Origin of the sequence: Nocardia vulneris (genome assembly GCF_001613425.1) — a bacterium.
Lineage (GTDB): Bacteria > Actinomycetota > Actinomycetes > Mycobacteriales > Mycobacteriaceae > Nocardia > Nocardia vulneris.
Genome location: NZ_BDCI01000025.1, coordinates 1 through 17,394, shown reverse-complemented (window position 1 = coordinate 17,394; position 17,394 = coordinate 1). Strand labels below are relative to the sequence as shown.

Sequence of the window (17,394 nt, the reverse complement as noted above, 5' to 3'; positions counted from 1 at the left end):
CTTGCGGAACGATCCGGCCGCGCAGCCTATTCCGCGCGCGATGCCGTTCGTCAGTCGCCGCAGCAGCCGTGTGCCGCGGGCACGGTACGCACCTCTCTGGTCTGCGCGTTGCGCGCGGCCAGGTCGGCGTCGGCGGGATAGTCCACCGCGATCAAGCTCAAGCCGTGCGCGGGCGCGACGGTGACCGAGCTGGAGCGTTCGGTCTCCTGGAGCAGACCGGCCACCCAGTCCGGCGTGCGCCGCCCCTCCCCCACCGCGAGCACCGCGCCGACCAGGCTGCGCACCATCGACCAGCAGAACGCGTCCGCGCTGACGTAGGCGGTCAGCAGCTCGCCCTCCTGTTCCCAGTCGAAGCGCTGCAGCTCACGCACCGTGGTCGCGCCCTCGCGCCGCCGGCAGAAGGCAGCGAAGTTGTGCAGGCCCAGCAGTTTTCGCGAAGCCGCGCGCATGGCCCCGAGATCGACGTCGTGGCGGCAGGCGACCACGCTGCGGGCCTGCAACGGTTCCGCACCATAGCGGGCAGTGGTCAGCCGGTACGCGTAGTGCCGGCGAATCGCCGAGAAACGAGCGTCGAATTCGGCCGGGACGAGCTGAACCTCCTTGATTCGCACATCTTTCGGCAGGAACCGGGCCATCCGGTGCACCAGTCTGGCGGGGTCCACCTCGGCGGCCGTATCGAAGTGCGCGACTTGACCTTCGGCGTGCACGCCGGCATCGGTGCGGCCGGCGACGGTCAACTGCACCGGCTCCCGGAACACCTTCGTCAGCGATTCCTCCAGCACGCCCTGCACGGTGCGCAGTCCCGGCTGGCGCGCCCAACCGGTGAAATCGGTGCCGTCGTAACCGATGTCGAGCCGAACCCGGACCGGGGCGGGTGACTGCGCGGCGGGGTCCGCCGAATCCTGCACCGTCACAACGATCTCCTGTCATAACGAATGAACCCGCCGACCCGCAGAGCGGGCGGCGGGTTCATTCGAGAACTCCGGACGTCAGGCGTCTGGATCATCCCCGCGGGTGCGGGGAATACGATCTCAGGCGTCCTTCTTCTCCTCAGCGGCCTCGTCGGCAGCCGGGGCCTCGGCCTCAGCGGTCTCGGCGACTGCCTCGTCGGCGGTCTCGGCGACGACCTCGGCGGCCGGAGCCTCTTCGGTCTTCTTGGACGCCGCGACCCGGCGGGCCCGGTCGGCCTCGTTGGTCACGGTCTTCTCGCGCACCAGCTCGATGATCGCCATCGGCGCGTTGTCACCCTTGCGGGGCAGCGTCTTGGTGATGCGGGTGTAGCCACCCTCGCGACCCTCGAACGAGGGACCGATCGTGGCGAAGAGCTCGTGCACGACGTCCTTGTTACGGATCACCTTGAGCACCTCGCGACGGTCGGCCAGGGTGCCGCCCTTCGCCTTGGTGACCAGCTTCTCCGCGTAGGGGCGCAGCGCCTTGGCCTTGGCCTCGGTGGTCGAAATTCGACCGTGCTCGAAGAGCGCCGTCGCCAGATTGGCGAAGATCGCCTTCTGGTGCGACGCCGACCCGCCGAAGCGGGCACCCTTCTTGGGCTTGGGCATGGTTTGTTCTCCTTGTGTGAGGCCGGGCCGGGGTGCCTACCCCAGCGGCCTAGAGCTGTTCGGTCTCGGCGTAGTCCTGCTCGCCACCGTCGGTGTCACTGAACGTGCCGCTGTCGCTCCACGTTCCGGTGCTCGCGTCGTAGCCGACCACGCTGGACGGGTCGAACGACGCCGGGCTGTCCTTCAGCGAGAGGCCGAGCGCGTGCAGCTTGACCTTGACCTCGTCGATGGACTTCTGGCCGAAGTTGCGGATGTCCAGCAGGTCCGACTCGGTGCGGGCGACGAGCTCGCCCACCGTGTGCACACCCTCGCGCTTGAGGCAGTTGTAGGACCGGACGGTGAGGTCCAGGTCCTCGATCGGCAGACCGAACGAGGCGATGTGATCCGCCTCGGCCGGCGAGGGGCCGATCTCGATGCCTTCGGCTTCGACGTTCAGTTCGCGGGCCAGGCCGAAGAGCTCGACCAGGGTCTTGCCCGCCGAGGCGAGCGCGTCCCGCGCGCTGATGGAGTTCTTGGTCTCCACGTCCAGGATGAGCCGGTCGAAGTCGGTGCGCTGCTCGACACGGGTGGCCTCGACCTTGTAGGTCACCTTGAGCACCGGCGAGTAGATCGAATCCACCGGGATCCGGCCGATTTCCGCACCCGACGCCTTGTTCTGCACGGCCGGGACGTAGCCGCGACCGCGCTCGACCACGAGCTCGATCTCCAGCTTGCCCTTGTCGTTCAGGGTGGCGATGTGCATATCCGGGTTGTGTACGACGACACCGGTCGGCGGCACGATGTCACCCGCGGTGACGGTGCCGGGGCCCTGCTTGCGCACGTACATCGTGACCGGCTCGTCCTCCTCCGAGGACACGACCAGACCCTTGAGGTTCAGGATGATGTCGGTGACATCCTCCTTCACCCCGGGAACGGTGGTGAACTCGTGCAGCACGCCGTCGATACGAATGCTCGTGACCGCGGCCCCCGGAATCGAGGACAGCAGGGTACGCCGGAGCGAATTGCCCAGGGTGTAACCGAAACCCGGCTCGAGCGGTTCGATGGTGAACTTCGAGCGGTTCTCGGCGACGACCTCTTCGGTCAGTGTCGGACGCTGTGAAATCAGCATTTAGGATCATCCTCCTGTTTGGGCGCCCGCTATTTGACGCCTCGTTCTGGGGGTTTCCCTTCCGTCCTCCGGCTTTCGCGAGGACGACGGAAGGGAACAGCGGCAGAGCCGATTACTTCGAGTAGTACTCGACGATCAGCTGTTCCTGCAGCGGCACATCGATCTGAGCGCGTTCCGGCTGCTGGTGCACCAGGATCCGGAGCCGGCCCGGAAGGACCTGCAGCCAGCCGGGAACCGGACGGTCACCGACGGTCTCGCGCGCCACCTGGAACGGCAGCGTGCCCAGCGACTTCTCCTTGACATCGATGATGTCGTACTGGGTCACCTGGAAGCTGGGGACGTTCACGGCCCGGTTGTTCACCAGGAAGTGGCCGTGGCTGACCAGCTGACGCGCCTGACGACGGGTGCGCGCCAGACCGGCGCGGTACACGACGTTGTCGAGACGGCACTCCAGCAGGCGAAGCAGGTTGTCACCGGTCTTGCCCTTGAGGCGGTTGGCCTCTTCGTAGTACCGGCGGAACTGCTTCTCCATGACGCCGTAGGAGAAGCGAGCCTTCTGCTTCTCCTGCAGCTGGAGCAGGTACTCGCTCTCCTTGATCCGCGCGCGGCCGTGCTGGCCGGGCGGGTAGGGGCGACGCTCGAACGCCTGGTCGCCTCCGACGAGGTCGACACGCAGACGACGCGACTTGCGGGTGATGGGGCCTGTATAACGAGCCATGTGTTATCTATCCTTTCCCGCTAGACGCGACGCCGCTTGGGCGGACGGCAGCCGTTGTGCGGCTGCGGGGTGACATCGGAGATCGTGCCGACTTCCAGACCGGCGGCCTGCAGCGAGCGGATCGCGGTCTCGCGACCCGAACCCGGGCCCTTCACGAAGACGTCGACCTTCTTGACGCCGTTCTCCTGCGCCTTGCGGGCAGCGTTCTCGGCGGCGAGCTGCGCGGCGAACGGGGTCGACTTGCGCGAACCCTTGAAGCCGACGTGACCCGAGGACGCCCAGGAGATGACGTTGCCGTTCGGGTCGGTGATGGACACGATCGTGTTGTTGAACGTGCTCTTGATGTGCGCGTGGCCGTGCGGGACGTTCTTCTTTTCCCGGCGACGCGACTTCTGGGTCTTCTTGGGGCCGGAGGCCCGTGACTTCGGAGGCATCGGTTATCCCTACTTCTTCTTGCCGGCGACGGTGCGCTTCGGGCCCTTGCGGGTGCGCGCGTTGGTCTTGGTGCGCTGGCCACGCACGGGCAGGCCACGACGGTGGCGCAGACCCTGGTAGCAGCCGATCTCGATCTTGCGACGGATATCGGCCTGCACCTCGCGGCGCAGGTCACCTTCGACCTTGAGCTCGGGCGAGCTCTCGATGTAGTCACGCAGCTGCGTCACCTGGTCGTCGCTGAGGTCCTTGCTGCGCAGGTCCGGGCTGACGCCGGTGGCCGCGAGGATCTCCTTGGAGCGGGTACGGCCGATGCCGTAGATGTAGGTCAGCGCGATCTCCATGCGCTTTTCACGCGGGAGATCGACACCCATGAGACGTGCCATGTGGCAGGTTCCTTCACTGTGTCGGAGGTCTGCTCCCTGTCCGTCCCCTCGTCGTAGTGGGGCACCGGCCTCCGTACCGGTGGTAGGCACACACGCCTTCCGAGCGAACCCGGAATACCGCAGCGTGCGGCTGGAGCTGGGAGTTCTTCTTCTTGTGGCCAAGCCGATCAGTGATCGGTGCCCGGCTGGTGATCGTCGGGGCGAACCCCGCTTGATCAGCCCTGACGCTGCTTGTGGCGCAGGTTGTCGCAGATCACCATGACCCGACCGTGGCGGCGGATCACCTTGCACTTCTCGCAGATCTTCTTGACGCTCGGCTGAACCTTCACGTCCGTCCAATCTTGTTGTGGTTCACAGGTGTGAACACAGTTTTTCCCCGGCCAACCCGGCCGGGGAAGTCTGTTGTTTCGCCACGAGGGCGACGCTCCACCCTACCGGGTGGCGATTTCGCCCTGTCGGGCGAGGTCAGGTAGTGCTACTGCGCACCGCTGTGTTCGACACTCCGAGAAAACCACGCTCTGTTGAACGTGATCCCTGCGGTGCGGTCCCTCCCGAGCCGGGTACGTACCCGACTGGGGGTCCGGGGGCGAAGCCCACCGGGCGGGGCGTGGGGGTTGCACCCCCACAAAAACACTAAGTAATCGGCGGCTCGGCGAGCGCTCTCCGCGAGCACACCTCACCCGCGACGATTACTTGTAGCGGTATACGATCCGGCCGCGCGACAGGTCGTAGGGAGAAAGCTCGACGACCACGCGGTCCTCGGGGAGGATACGAATGTAGTGCTGCCGCATCTTCCCGCTGATGTGCGCGAGAACCTTGTGTCCGTTCTCGAGCTCGATCCGGAACATCGCATTGGGCAGCGGCTCGACAACTCGACCCTCGACCTCGATGGCCCCGTCTTTCTTCGCCATGTCCTCCGCGATCCCGGTTACGCTCAACCTGGTTTGTTTGGCTTGTTTCTGCTTACATGTACCCGTCGGTCGACCTGACCGGTGACATGCAAACAGTCGGCGCATAGGTGCACCGCCGCTCCAGCTTACCGGTACCGGTTGGTTCCGGCAAAAATGCCTCGCCCCGAGCACGCTTTCGGGGTTGGACCGAGCTGGGTCCGGGTAGCCTTTTCGCCCCGATCAGAACCGGGAAACCAGTCCCGCGACCCCCTGGCCTCCTGCGCCGCGGCGGTGTCCGGGCTTCGCGTAAACTGACCGCTGTCCAGGTATTAAGGGTCGAGCAGATCGAGGGGGATCCGTGAGCGAGCGCAGCGAGCGAACCCCATGCGCAGCGCCGACGAGGAACACCGAGCCCACCGCGTCCATGGGAGCGACGGCACCGAGCGTCAGCGAGGTGGAGTCGTGAGCAGGAATAATGACGGCCTGCCCATGTTGCCGCCGTGGCTGTCCGAGAGTGATGTCACCCAGGTCGGTTATGAGGCCCCGGTACAGAATCTGCCTGCCGACGATCTGATCGAAGAGGCGCCGAGCCGCGGCCGCGGCCGCTTCAAGCGCGCACCCGAGGGCGATCGCCCCGACGCCGCGCCCGGTAAGCGCCGTAAGGGCTGGCGGCGCGACAAGCACGAAGAGCAGCCTGCCGCGCAGCAGCTGCCGAACGAGGTCGCCCCGCGCCGACCGGACGCACCGCCCTCCGATGCCCCGCGTGCAGACCCGTGGCGTCAGCAAGGTCTGGACGCCTATACCCCGCCGCGGGAAGAAGCGGCTCCGCCCGCGCCGCCGCAACGCACCGAGGCGCCCCCGCAGGGTCTGCCCACCCGTAACCCCGGCCCGCCGCCGGCGGGTTTCCAGCCGCTCGGCCGACGCTCGGGTACCGATGCACCGCAGTCGAGCGAGTTGCCGGCGCGCCCGCAGTCCGGCCGCCCCGATCTGCCGCCGCCCCCGTCGCTCCCGGACGCCCCGCAGTCGTCGACGCAGGCTCCCGAACGTCCCCCGCTCCCGGACGCCCCGCCGGCGCGCACCCCGCAGGCTCCCGCCGAATGGACCGCGATCCCCGACGCCGCACAACAGGCTTCAACTCGCGCCCCGCAGGCTCCGGGCGAATGGACCGCGAATCCCGACGCCGCACAGCAGGGTCCGGCGCGCGCCCCACAAGCACCGGACCAATGGACCGCAAACCCGGACGCCGCACAGCAGGGTCCGGCGCGCCCGCCACAGGCACCGGCCCAATGGACCGCAGGTCCCGACGCCGCTCCGCGAACCCCGCAGACCCCCGCAGAGCGACCACCACTTCCGGACGCACCGACACGCGCCCCGCAAGGCTCGACCGAGCGTCCCACGCTCCCCGACGCACCCCCGCAGGGCTCGGCCGAGCGACCGGCACTTCCGGACGCACCGACACGCACCCCGCAAGGCTCGACCGAGGGACCTGCACGCCCCGATGCACCGCCGCAGGCTTCGGCTGCGCGACCGGCGATTCCGGACGCGCCGACACGCACCCCACAGGGTTCGGCCGACCGACCCGCGCTCCCCGATGCACCACCGCAGGGCTCGGCCGAGCGACCCACCCTCCCCGATGCACCGCCGCAGGCTTCGACACGTGGCCCGCAATCCGCCGCGGATCGGCACTCGCCCGAAAGCCCTGCGCGGCCGCCTCTTCCGGAGGCGCCCACCTCGTCCGGTAGCGCACCCGGGCCGTTCGACCGGCACGCGCCGGCGGAGCCCGACGGCCCGCCGCCGTGGCTGGCCGGGCCGCGGTCCGAACAAGGAACCGCGGAGCAGTCGCAACGCCCGCCGCTGCCCGAACCGCCTGCACCGCAAGGCGCCCCGGCGCCCGCGCCGGTCGAGCAGGTTCCGCCCGCCCGCTTCGAAGCACCGCTGGGGACCGACGGCCCGCCGCCGTGGCTGGCCTCGACGGTCGCCGATGAGCAGGCCGCGGCGGCGAAACAGGCCGAACAGGCGAGCAGGCGGCCGGAACTTCCGCCGCCCCCTGGGGAATTCGCCGAAGGCGCTGACCAGGGCGCCACCGACCCGGCACGCACCGGACCGATCGACACCGGGCCCGTGGCCGAGCACCGACCGGGCCAGGCCATCGCACCGGATCGCCCCGGTCCACTGGACCAGAGCCGTGCGCCCGGTCCGGTGCCCGCGGAGAGCGGCCCGCTCGGTGTGCCCATGCCGCATCACACCGCGCCGCAGGCACCGGCCGCCGAAGTGCCGGGCCCGAACGGCCTGCCCGGACCCAACTGGGTGACCGGGCCGCCGCCCGGTGTCACCGAACGCCCGGAATCCGGTCTACCGCAACGCGATGGCGGCCGCCAAACACCCAACTGGGTGCCGTCGTCCGGTGCCGAGACCGCGCGGCCGAGCACCAGCGGACGGCACCGCCTGCCCGCTGAAGCGATGCCGACCGACGAGCCCAACCAGCCACCGGCTGCACAGCAGCAATCGGCCCCGCCGCAAACCGGCCCCCACCAGACCGGTCCCTCCGGCTACGCGACCCCCGCGACCGGCGGCCAGGCGCCGAGCAGCGACGAACTGGGCGCACCGGCGCCGAACGAGCCGTGGCGCAATGCCGCGGCACCGACCTGGGCAGACGAAACCGTCGGGCGCCCCGCGCCTTTGGCGGGCGGCCAGGCGCCGGGACCGCAGCAGGGCCCACCGCAAAGCCAGCAGTCCGGGCCCCCTCCGGTCGAGGGTCCGCCGGTCGGCTACACCGGCCCGCACATGGGCGGACCGCCGCCGGGCGGGATCGCACCCGCCCCGCCACCGGCCATGCCCGGACAGTGGGGACGGCAACCCGGCCCCGTCGTGCCGGGTGGGCCGTATCAGCCGGGCCCGCCGCCCTCCCTCGACGACGTACCGATGCGGCGCGCCAAGAAGTCGCCGGGTAGCGGCTGGCGTAAGGCCGTGCATCACGTGTCCGGCGGTGCGATCAATCCGGGGCTGTCCGCCGAGGAAATGCGGTTGCAGGAGCTCGTCGCACGGATCCGGCAGCCGGTCCGCGGTGACTATCGGATCGCGACGTTGTCGTTGAAGGGCGGCGTCGGAAAGACCACCACGACAATGGGTATCGGCTCGATCTTCGCCTCTATTCGGGGCGATCGGGTGATCGCGGTGGACGCCAACCCCGACTTCGGCACGCTGTCGCAGCGGGTGCCGCTGCAGACCAGGTCCACCGTGCGTGACCTGCTGCTCGATCCGTCCATCCAGCGCTACTCGGATGTGCGCAGGCACACCTCGCAGGCCACCAGCCGGTTGGAAGTGCTTGCCAGTGAGCGCGATCCGGCGGCGTCGGAGGCGTTCAGCGAGGAGGAGTACCGGGCGGTCGCACGGATCCTGCAGCGCTTCTACAACATCATCCTGACCGACTGCGGCACCGGGCTCATGCACTCGGCGATGTCGGGCGTGCTCGATCTGGCGCACTCGCTGGTGCTGATCTCCTCCCCCGCCATCGACGGGGCCCGCAGCGCCGCAGCGACTTTGGACTGGCTGTCGCTGCACGGGCACGACCATCTGGTGCGCAACGCCGTGGTGGTGATCAACTCACCCCGGGCGGGCTCGCCGAATGTCGGTGTGCAGCAGCTGCGCGAGTACTTCCTGTCCCGCTGCCGTGCGGTGCACATCATCCCGTTCGACCCGCACATGTCCGAGGGCGCCGAGATCGACCTGCACCGCCTGCACAAGCACACCAAACGCGCCTACGTCGAACTCGCCGCGACCATCGCCGACGACTTCGCCACCGACCACCGCCGCTACCACTCCTGAAACCAGGGGTTTGCGCGCACCGCAGAGCAACGACACTCGCTGTGCGCGCAAGCCGATGGTGAACGCACCACGCGCGCAGAGCTTCCGGACACCGGCACCACCGAACGGTGGCGCGGCACACGCACTCTCGGTGCTTACCCGGGAAGCATTCAGCCCCACAGAGTTTCCGAGCGCAGCACAGCGGATACAGCTGCTGTGGAGCGTCCGCACACTCTGTGCAGCCGCTCTACCACTCGGGGAGCCGGCGCCTGCCTGCGCTGATGTCGCGCACCAGATCGTCGTAGGCGTCGGCGAGCTCGGCGAGGTGATGCCAAGCGCCGTGCAGTCTTTCGTCGTGCGCGTCCAGAGTCATCAGCGCGTGGTGGGCCCGCACCGAGGATTCGGCGAGTCGATCGATGACCGCGCCGACGGTTTCGGTGTGCAGGGTGGCGCCGAGTCGATGCTGGGGCACGCTGCGCGCGACCCAATCGTCGATCGCCATCACCAATTCGACTCTGCGGCGCTCGATTTCGAGAACCACCACGGGATCGGTGTCCACCGAACCACCCCGGCCGACCAGCCGCCGCTCGTGCAGCACCGCGAGATCGCGGGCGAACCAGAGCAGCGGGCCGCCGACGACGCGATGGCCGCGACACGCCCGAACGAGTAGATCAGAGGTGGGAAGTAGCCCGGAAGCCGGGGACTGCACCACCGAATCGGCGCACCGCAGTGTGCCGGGAAGAGCCATTACGACCGTTGTATCCGAACCTGCCACGTTGCCTCGCCGTCATCGCCGCACAACACCGGATCAGGACGTTCATTACAATAAACCTCTGAAGGCACCTGTCAAGCGTTACCGGGCCGTAGGAAGTCACGAAGAGTACACTTCGTTACCTGCACGACCAACCGAGGAGCAAGATGGCGGACGGTCCGACGTATCACCGGATCGCAGACCTCCTCCGCGAGGAGATCCGCGCAGGCAAGTGGAAACCGGGTGATCGGTTGCCCAGCCACACGGAGCTGGCCGAACACATGCAGGTCTCGCTCACGACCGCTCGCAACGCGATTCAGGTGCTGGTCACCGAAAATCTGGTCTACACAGCGACTTCCCGCGGCACCATCGTGCGAAACCAGGAAGTTCTGGAATCAGTTGTCACCGACCATATCCGACAGGATCGGCCGCGGGCGGGCCACGACATCTTCGAGGAGATCGCGCGCGCCGCGAACCGCGTGCCGTCCAAGGAGTTCAGCGCGAAGATGGAACCCGCGGGCCCCGAGGTCGCGTGGTGGCTCGGCGTGCCGGAGGACTCCTGGGTGCTGGCCAGGACAGTCGTCCAGTACCTCGACAACGAGCCGTGGTCCTGGGAGGTCAGCTTCTATCCGCGAGATCTGGCCGAGGCCACCGGAATCGACTCACCGCACGACATCCCGGAGGGCACCACCCGCAGGCTCGCCGAACGCGGTCAGGCCGAGACGGCCCACCGCGACACGCTGACGGCGCGGCCGGCGAGCGCGGAGGAGGCGACCGTGCTCGGCGTGGCGACCGGCACGATCCTGTTGGACCACTTGCGGATCGGCGCCAATCACGAGCGGGTCACCCGGGCCACCCGGCACCGCTCCATCGCGTCGAGCAATCGGCTGGCCTATCAGCTGGGCGACGCCGAGGGCATGGCAGTCATCGGGCGCACCCTCGGTGTGCCGTTCGGGCCGGGTATCGCGTTGCCATGAGTACCGTTCTACGCCGCGCGACAATCGGGGACCTGGGACTGATCTGCCGACTACGCGTGCAACGCACCGCGTGGTTGACCGCGCAGGGTTCGGACCAGTGGACGGTGGCCGGGCGCGGGCTGCCGATCGAGATCTTCGCCCGAGCGGTGGGGCGTTCGCTCGACGCGGGCGAGACCTGGATCGCCGAGGTCGCGGGCGAGCCCGCGGCGACCATCACCATCAACCATCGCGCCGATCCGGGGTTGTGGTCGCCGTGGGAACTAGCCGGCGCGGTCGTGGTCCACTTCATGATCGTGGACCTGCGATTCGCGGGCCAGCGCCTCGGCCACCGACTGCTGGCGCACGCGGGAGCCATCGCGCGCCAACAGGAACGCGAATGGGTCCGGCTCGACGCCTGGACCACCAACACCGAACTGCACGACTACTACCGCCGTGCGGGCTTCCGCTTGGCCCGCATCGCCGGCCCGATCGCCACCGGACCTTCCCGGGCCCTGTTCGAACGCCGCACGGACAGCTGGGATTTCGACCCGGCACAACCCGAGATCTCCTGGGCGCGCGGCTGATCGACCGCACACCCTCCGGCCCCTGACCGGGTGCGGCAACCGCACCCGGCCGAGGAAGTACCGGAAGTGCTTACACCGGCGGCAGATACGCGATCTGCACCATCTCCTGCTCCCTGCTGCGCGAGGCCAGCGTGCCACGGCCCGGCGGCAGTTTGCTCGGGCGGATCTCACCGATGATCTTGCCCTCGTCCCGGGAGCCGCTCATGATCAGCGTGTCCACCGACATGTTCTTCAGGCCGCCGATGATCGGGTCGTACAGCGCGCGGGACACGCCACCCATGCGCCGGGTGACGACGAAATGCATGCCGATATCGCGGGCCTGCGGGAAGTATTCGATCAACGGCGCAAAGGGATTGATGCCGCCGGTCGCCACCATGTCGTAGTCGTCGACCACGATGTAGATCTCCGGTCCCTCCCACCAACTGCGCTCGCGCAGCTGCTGCGGGGTGATGTCGGAGCCGGGGATGCGTTTGGACAGGAACTCCGCGACCTCTTGGATCATCGGCCCGCAGGTCTGCGAAGAGGTGGAGTACCCGGCGAGATGATCGCCCTCCACCACGCCGAGCATGGTCCGGCGATAGTCGATCATGATGATCTTGGCTTGGTCCGGGGTCGAGTTCTCCACCACGCCCATCACGATGTTGCGCAGCAGCGTGGTCTTGCCCGATTCCACGTCGGCGAACGCCATGAAATGCGGTTCGGTCTGGAAATCCAGGACCAGCGGCTGCAATTCGGATTCGCCGAGTCCGACGACCACCTTGGTGGGGCTGAGTTCGATCCCCTGCGCGCGCGTGGTGGCGAGCAGTTCGTCCCGGCTGAATTGCATCGGCAGCATGCGCACCTCGGGTGCGTGCCGGCCCGCGTGCAGCTCCGCGAGTTCCTGCCGGGCCCGGGAGACGCCGTCGGCCAGCGTGGACGGATCGGAGTCGGAATCCAAGCGCGGCAGTGCGATGAGCATGTGCAGCTGTTCGGGTGTGAGACCTCGGCCGGGGCGCCCGACCGGCACCTGGAAAGCGGTGCGCCGCCCCATCTCCGAGTCGGTCGGGTCGCCGAGGCGCAGCTCCAGCCTGGTGCCGATCTGGTCCTTCACCACCGGCCGGATCTCGGCCCAGCGGGACGCGCCGATGATCACGTGGATGCCATAGGACAGGCCTTGCGCCGCAATGGAATTGATCTGCGATTCCAGCACGTCGAACTCTTCGCGGATCACGGCCCAGCCGTCGATCACCAGGAACACGTCGCCGAATCGGTCGTCCGCCAGCGGATTACCGGACGAGGCCGCGCCCTCCGGCACGTGTGCGGCCGCGGCGAACTTGCGCCGCCGGAACTCGGCCATCGACTCGATCCCGAGTTCGGCGAACCGTTCCTCGCGTTGCCGCATCAGCGAGGTGAGTTCGGCGATGGTGCGCCGGACCCGGTCGCTGTCGAGCCGACCGGCCACCGAACCGACATGCGGGAGACCGACCAGACCTGCCATGCTGCCGCCACCGAAATCCAGGCAGTAGAACTGGACGTGCTGCGGCGTGTGCGTCGCGGCGGCGGCCATGATGATCGCGCGCAGGGTGGTCGACTTGCCCGACTGCGGACCACCGACGACCGCGACATTGCCTTGCGCGCCCGCCAAACTGATGGTCAGCACGTCACGACGCTGTTCGTACGGCTTGTCGATCACGCCGATCGGCATCCACAGCTGGCCGTGCCGGTTGACCGGCGAGCGCCAGTCCGGGTCGGGCAGCAGCATGTCGACCGTCGGGGATTCGTCCAGCGGCGGCAACCACACCTCGTGCGCGGGGCGACCGTGCCCGGTCAGCCGTTTCACGACGACGTCGAGCAGCGAATCCGGGATTCCCTCGTCGCTGCCCGGAGCGCCGGGCAGGCCGAGTGCCGAAGGCGGCGGCGGCAATTCGAGCATCGGGTTGGTCGGCGACGGCGGCAGATCCAGCGGCGAGGCTTCTTCTTCCTCGGACGGCGCGGGCATCTCCACCGGCGCCGCGGTGAACAGCGCGAGTCGCTGGCCGCCGACCGGGGTGCCGTCCTCACCGGTGACCGTGCCCTGCGGCGCGACGTAGGGGCCGGACACGTAACTCGCGTTGAAGCGCAACGGATCCGACGCGTCACTCTTCAGGTAGCCCGCGCCGGGCACGCTGGGCAGGTGGTAGGCGTCGGTGATGCCGAGCACCGCGCGGGATTCGTTGGCCGAGAAGGTCCGCAGACCGATCCGGTACGACAGGTGCGACTCCAGGCCGCGCAGCTTGTTCTCCTCCAGCCGCTGCGAGGCCAGCAGCAGGTGCACGTGCAGCGAGCGGCCGAGCCGACCGATCATCACGAACAGTTCCGCGAAGTCCGGCTTCTGCGAGAGCAATTCGGAGAACTCGTCGACCACGACGAACAGCGCGGGTAGCGGGTCGAGCGGAACGCCTGCGGCGCGGGCCTTTTCGTAATCGGTGACGTTGGCGTAGTTGCCCGCCGACCGCAGCAGCTCCTGGCGCCGGTTCATTTCACCGGCGAGCGCGTCTTTCATACGGTCGACGAGCGAGAGTTCCTCTTCGAGGTTGGTGATCACCGCGGCGACGTGCGGCAGCGAATCCAGGCCGAGGAAGGTCGCGCCACCCTTGAAGTCGACGAGCACCAGGTTCAGCGCGTCCGGCGAGTGCGTGGTGACCAGCGAAAGCACCAGGGTGCGCAGGAATTCCGACTTACCGGAGCCGGTCGCGCCGATGCACAGGCCGTGCGGGCCCATGCCGTTCTCGGCCGATTCCTTGATGTCGATCTCCACCGGCGTGCCGTCCGGGGTGATGCCGATCGGCACGCGCAGCCGCTCGCGCGCGGTACGCGGTCGCCACACCCGGGCCGGGTCGATCTGCGCCGCGTCCGGGATCTTCAGCAGAGCCATCAGTCCGGGGTCGGCGGTCGAGCCTTCGCCGAGGCTGACGATCTGCGCCGCGGTGGCCAGCCGGTATCGCGACAGGGTGCGGGAAAAGGCTTCGGCCTCTGCCGAACTCACCACGTCGGCGGTGGCGAACTTCTCGACGCCCGCCGCGCTGCGCGCGGACACGTCGCCGTCCGAGGCGATCAGTTGCAGCCCGCGCCGGGCCGCGAGCCCGCCCTCCGGCGCGGTGAGGTCGAGCACGGTCACCGAGTCCAGACCGGACTCGCTGATCAGTCGTTCGTTGCCGTTGACGTAGCCGTCATCGATGATCACCACCAGGTGCAGGCGCCCCTGGGTCGGTTGCGGATTGCGCATGAAGCGCCCGCGCTCCATCAGCTCGGCGGCCAGCGCGGTTTCCAGCTCGCCCAGCGAGGTGTACATCATGCGGGCCGAACCCATGCCGTCGCGCTGGGTCGGATGTTGCAGGTGCGGAAGCCATTTCGCCCAACCCCAGGCGCCGTCCGGATCCGCGCAGACAATGGCGACCGCGAGGTGGTCGGGGCCGTGGAAGGTGACCAGCTCCATCAACATCGACCGCACCAGCATGCGGGAGTCCTCGGGCGAGCCGCTGATGTTGATCGCCGGGAAGGCGCGCAGCGACACCGCGGTCGGCAGCCCGTGCACCACGGAGTGGGTGCGCACGAACCGGCGCAGCGCGACCGTCGACACCGGCTCGAGGTCCTCCAGCGGGCCGGTCTCGGGCCGCGCCAGCTTGGTGGCGAGCCGGTGGCTGCCCATGCCGACCCGGACGTGACCGAAATCAGGATCGTTGGGCCTGCGCTCCCACATCCGCCGGGTGCCGATCAGCGACGGCAGATCGGCGGGTTCGGGATGGCTCCAGACCAGCGTCTCCAGCTGCTTGTTTCCGGTGCGCCGCACATCTTTTCGCACCTGATCCAGATACCGGAAGTAGTCCTTGCGTTCCTCGTTCAGCTCGACCGCGCGTTTGCCCGTACCGCCGCGGAAGCCCGCCATCATGCCGACCATCGACATCAGCATCATCATCGGGAACATCATGGACAGCGGATTGGCCAGCAGGTTGCGACCCATCATCGCCATCATCGCGATCATGCCGATCACCGCGACCACCATGACGACGGGCATCAGCTTCATCATCAGCGGCGCGGGCAGCGCGCGGGTGACCTCCGGTGGCGGGGTGAGCGCCACCTCCCCGCCGGGTGCGCGGGGCGGCGCTATCCTGGGGCGTCGTACGAAACCTTCGGTAGCCATGATTCCTTCGATCGGTCGAGCTGTCGGCGGTCGGCGCGGGGCCTGCCGCTACGGGTCGTATTCGGCTTCGATCTCCTTGCGTCTGCGCCGGTACGGAATCGCCACCGCGATACCGATGCCGAGCGCGCTCAGGCAGACCAGCGAACCGATCACCGCGATCCGGCGCGGGCGCGGATCCGGCCCGGGCGGGATGACCGGGGCGGCGATCGCCCGGGACACGTCGGCGCCGGCACTCACCGGCCGCTCGGGCAGCTGCGCGGTCAACGCGGCGAGCGGATCGATCAGCCCGGCGCCGATCGCGTCGTCCCGGCCGGTGCCCGGCGACTGCGCGGTGCGGGTGATCCGGTCCATCACGCCCTGTGCGTCCAGATTCGGGAACCGGGACCGTACCAGGGCGGCCAGCCCGGCGACGTAGGGCGAGGCGAAGCTGGTGCCGTCCACCGGACGGATGCCCTCGCTGGTCTGCACCCCGTTCACCAGCCCGACGCCGCCCGGCTTGCTGTCCAGCGACACGATGTTGCGCCCGATCGCGGCGACGCCGACCCACGGGCCGTGCAGCGACAGATCCGACGGCTTGCCGTCGGCGTCCACCGAGCCCACCGCGAGCGCGTATCGGGAGAACCACGCGGGGCTGGCGATGGTGTTGACCGCACCCCAACCCGTGCCCTCGTTCTGCGTCTTGCACGGCCCGTCGGACTCCACGTTGCCCGCGGCGACCACGACCACCACGTTGCGGTCGTAGGCGTATTTCACCGCGGCGCCGAGCGTGGAGTCGGCGGGATCGGAACCGGCTGGGCTGCAAGCCACTTCGGAGATGTTGATGACGGTGGCGCCGAGGTCGACCGCGCGGACCACCGCCGCGGCCAGGGTGAGCACGCTGCCGTACCCGTCGGCGCGGATGCTGCCGGGCGGCCGGTCACCGCCGCGATCCTTTTTCTCGTACGCCAGGCTGAGCTGGCGGATGGAGAGAATCTCGGCGTCGGGTGCGACGCCGGTGAAGGCGTCACCCGGATTCGGCTGCGCCGCAATGATTCCGGCCACCAGTGTGCCGTGTCCGTCGCAGTCGACGGTGCCGTCGGTATCGGAGACGTAGTCGCCACCGGGCTGCAGGGCGGGCAGCCGGGGGTGCCGGTTCACCCCGGTATCGATCACCGCGACCTTCTGTCCCGCGCCCCTGCTGAACTGCCAGGCGGCGGGCAGTTCGAGCACCCGCTGCGAGATCGGCGGCTCGTTCGGCGGGGCACCGGTGAGCGCGGGTTCGGCGCACAGATCCCGCTGCTCGGTGGGCTCCAGCGGGGCGGGACGGCCGCTGAGGGCCTGCGCGATACCGAGCGCACCCGGATCGATGACGGGTGGTGAGATCGCGAAAGCGGGCGGCGTGGGCAGGCTCACCACGCCGATCACTGCGGCGACACTGGCCATCCGCAGCAGGCTGCGGCGGAAGGCCCTACGTCTCATGCTTCCCTGCGCTCATATGTTTCTGGCCATCGAGTAGACGTTCATGATCCACAACACCAGCGGAATCAACGAGATGATCAGCATGTACTCGAAGATCTCGATCATCCGCCTGGTCACCGGCGTGACTTCGATATGCGGTCCGATCACGCCGAAGCCGACCGTGCCGGCCGCGAACACGACCAGCAGACCGACCACGAGCAGTTCCAGGTCCGTGTCGCCGACGGCCGCGCCGACGATCAGCGCGACGAAGGTCAGGCAGCCACCCGCGATCAGGGTCGCGGCCTGCGTGAGATCGGCGAAGGACCGGCCGCGCAGGCACAGGATGATCGCGGTGACGACGGCGAGGGTGACACCCTGCCAACGCGCCGAACCCAGCGGGTCGGCCGCACCGAACGCGCCGATCACCGCGCTCAGTGTGCACGCGATGATCAGGCCGGACTGGTACTGGTTGGCCGCGCGGGCCCGCTCGCCGAGACCGGCCGCCGAGGGCAGCGCGGTGGCGCCGATCGCGCCGATGCCCTCGATGGTCGGGCGCGGCTCGTGATCGGCCGGATCGATCGCCGCACCCGCGGTCGGCACCGGCGGGATC

General features: G+C 68.8%; 15 protein-coding genes. 3 read left to right on the top strand and 12 right to left on the bottom strand.

The features are described from left to right. Nucleotides 1-50: 50 nt before the first annotated feature. The 8 genes from truA to infA form a co-directional block, all read right to left on the bottom strand. Nucleotides 51-920, bottom strand: a complete 870-nt coding sequence (gene truA, locus NVU01S_RS26950; RefSeq protein WP_373864217.1) for a tRNA pseudouridine(38-40) synthase TruA — start codon at nucleotides 918-920, stop codon at nucleotides 51-53. Between the two features lie 111 nt (nucleotides 921-1,031). After that, nucleotides 1,032-1,559, bottom strand: a complete 528-nt coding sequence (gene rplQ, locus NVU01S_RS26945) for a 50S ribosomal protein L17 (protein WP_043677315.1) — start codon at nucleotides 1,557-1,559, stop codon at nucleotides 1,032-1,034. Between the two features lie 49 nt (nucleotides 1,560-1,608). Then, nucleotides 1,609-2,667, bottom strand: a complete 1,059-nt coding sequence (locus NVU01S_RS26940) for a DNA-directed RNA polymerase subunit alpha (RefSeq protein WP_014981770.1) — start codon at nucleotides 2,665-2,667, stop codon at nucleotides 1,609-1,611. A 112-nt stretch (nucleotides 2,668-2,779) separates the two neighbouring features. Beyond that, nucleotides 2,780-3,385 carry a 30S ribosomal protein S4 gene (rpsD, locus tag NVU01S_RS26935; protein WP_014981769.1) on the bottom strand — a complete coding sequence of 202 codons (606 nt, stop codon included), beginning with the start codon at nucleotides 3,383-3,385 and terminating at the stop codon, nucleotides 2,780-2,782. A 20-nt stretch (nucleotides 3,386-3,405) separates the two neighbouring features. Continuing rightward, nucleotides 3,406-3,819, bottom strand: coding sequence for a 30S ribosomal protein S11 (gene rpsK, locus NVU01S_RS26930; RefSeq protein ID WP_014981768.1), 414 nt, complete (start codon nucleotides 3,817-3,819; stop codon nucleotides 3,406-3,408). Between the two features lie 9 nt (nucleotides 3,820-3,828). Beyond that, nucleotides 3,829-4,203 (bottom strand): 30S ribosomal protein S13, encoded by a 375-nt coding sequence (gene rpsM, locus NVU01S_RS26925; protein WP_014981767.1) that lies wholly within the window; start codon nucleotides 4,201-4,203, stop codon nucleotides 3,829-3,831. A gap of 215 nt (nucleotides 4,204-4,418) precedes the next feature. Further along, nucleotides 4,419-4,532, bottom strand: coding sequence for a 50S ribosomal protein L36 (gene rpmJ / locus NVU01S_RS26920; protein WP_011207363.1), 114 nt, complete (start codon nucleotides 4,530-4,532; stop codon nucleotides 4,419-4,421). 360 nt (nucleotides 4,533-4,892) lie between these two features. Continuing rightward, the gene (gene infA / locus NVU01S_RS26915; protein ID WP_003418601.1) at nucleotides 4,893-5,114 is read right to left on the bottom strand and encodes a translation initiation factor IF-1; all 222 of its coding nucleotides are present in this window, start codon (nucleotides 5,112-5,114) and stop codon (nucleotides 4,893-4,895) included. Between the two features lie 2,439 nt (nucleotides 5,115-7,553). On the opposite strand from infA, the gene NVU01S_RS45590 reads away from it, so the two are divergent. Further along, nucleotides 7,554-8,918 carry a MinD/ParA family ATP-binding protein gene (locus NVU01S_RS45590; RefSeq protein WP_244467414.1) on the top strand — a complete coding sequence of 455 codons (1,365 nt, stop codon included), beginning with the start codon at nucleotides 7,554-7,556 and terminating at the stop codon, nucleotides 8,916-8,918. Between the two features lie 226 nt (nucleotides 8,919-9,144). Here the strand turns inward: NVU01S_RS45590 and NVU01S_RS26905 are convergent, their stop codons facing one another. Next, the gene (locus tag NVU01S_RS26905; protein ID WP_014981765.1) at nucleotides 9,145-9,645 is read right to left on the bottom strand and encodes a DUF4254 domain-containing protein; all 501 of its coding nucleotides are present in this window, start codon (nucleotides 9,643-9,645) and stop codon (nucleotides 9,145-9,147) included. A gap of 170 nt (nucleotides 9,646-9,815) precedes the next feature. On the opposite strand from NVU01S_RS26905, the gene NVU01S_RS26900 reads away from it, so the two are divergent. Further along, nucleotides 9,816-10,625, top strand: a complete 810-nt coding sequence (locus NVU01S_RS26900; protein WP_043677317.1) for a GntR family transcriptional regulator — start codon at nucleotides 9,816-9,818, stop codon at nucleotides 10,623-10,625. Further along, nucleotides 10,622-11,188, top strand: a complete 567-nt coding sequence (locus NVU01S_RS26895; protein ID WP_043677318.1) for a GNAT family N-acetyltransferase — start codon at nucleotides 10,622-10,624, stop codon at nucleotides 11,186-11,188. The genes NVU01S_RS26900 and NVU01S_RS26895 overlap by 4 nt, the downstream gene beginning before the upstream one ends. Nucleotides 11,189-11,258: 70 nt before the next feature. Here the strand turns inward: NVU01S_RS26895 and NVU01S_RS26890 are convergent, their stop codons facing one another. The 3 genes from NVU01S_RS26890 to eccD form a co-directional block, all read right to left on the bottom strand. Then, nucleotides 11,259-15,347 (bottom strand): type VII secretion protein EccC, encoded by a 4,089-nt coding sequence (locus NVU01S_RS26890; RefSeq protein ID WP_043677319.1) that lies wholly within the window; start codon nucleotides 15,345-15,347, stop codon nucleotides 11,259-11,261. Nucleotides 15,348-15,395: 48 nt separating this feature from the next. Further along, entirely contained in the window at nucleotides 15,396-16,805 is a 1,410-nt protein-coding gene (mycP, locus tag NVU01S_RS26885; RefSeq protein ID WP_373864216.1) for a type VII secretion-associated serine protease mycosin, read from the bottom strand. A gap of 12 nt (nucleotides 16,806-16,817) precedes the next feature. Then, on the bottom strand, nucleotides 16,818-17,394 hold a 577-nt coding region (eccD, locus tag NVU01S_RS26880; RefSeq protein ID WP_063825205.1), incomplete at its 5' end, for a type VII secretion integral membrane protein EccD.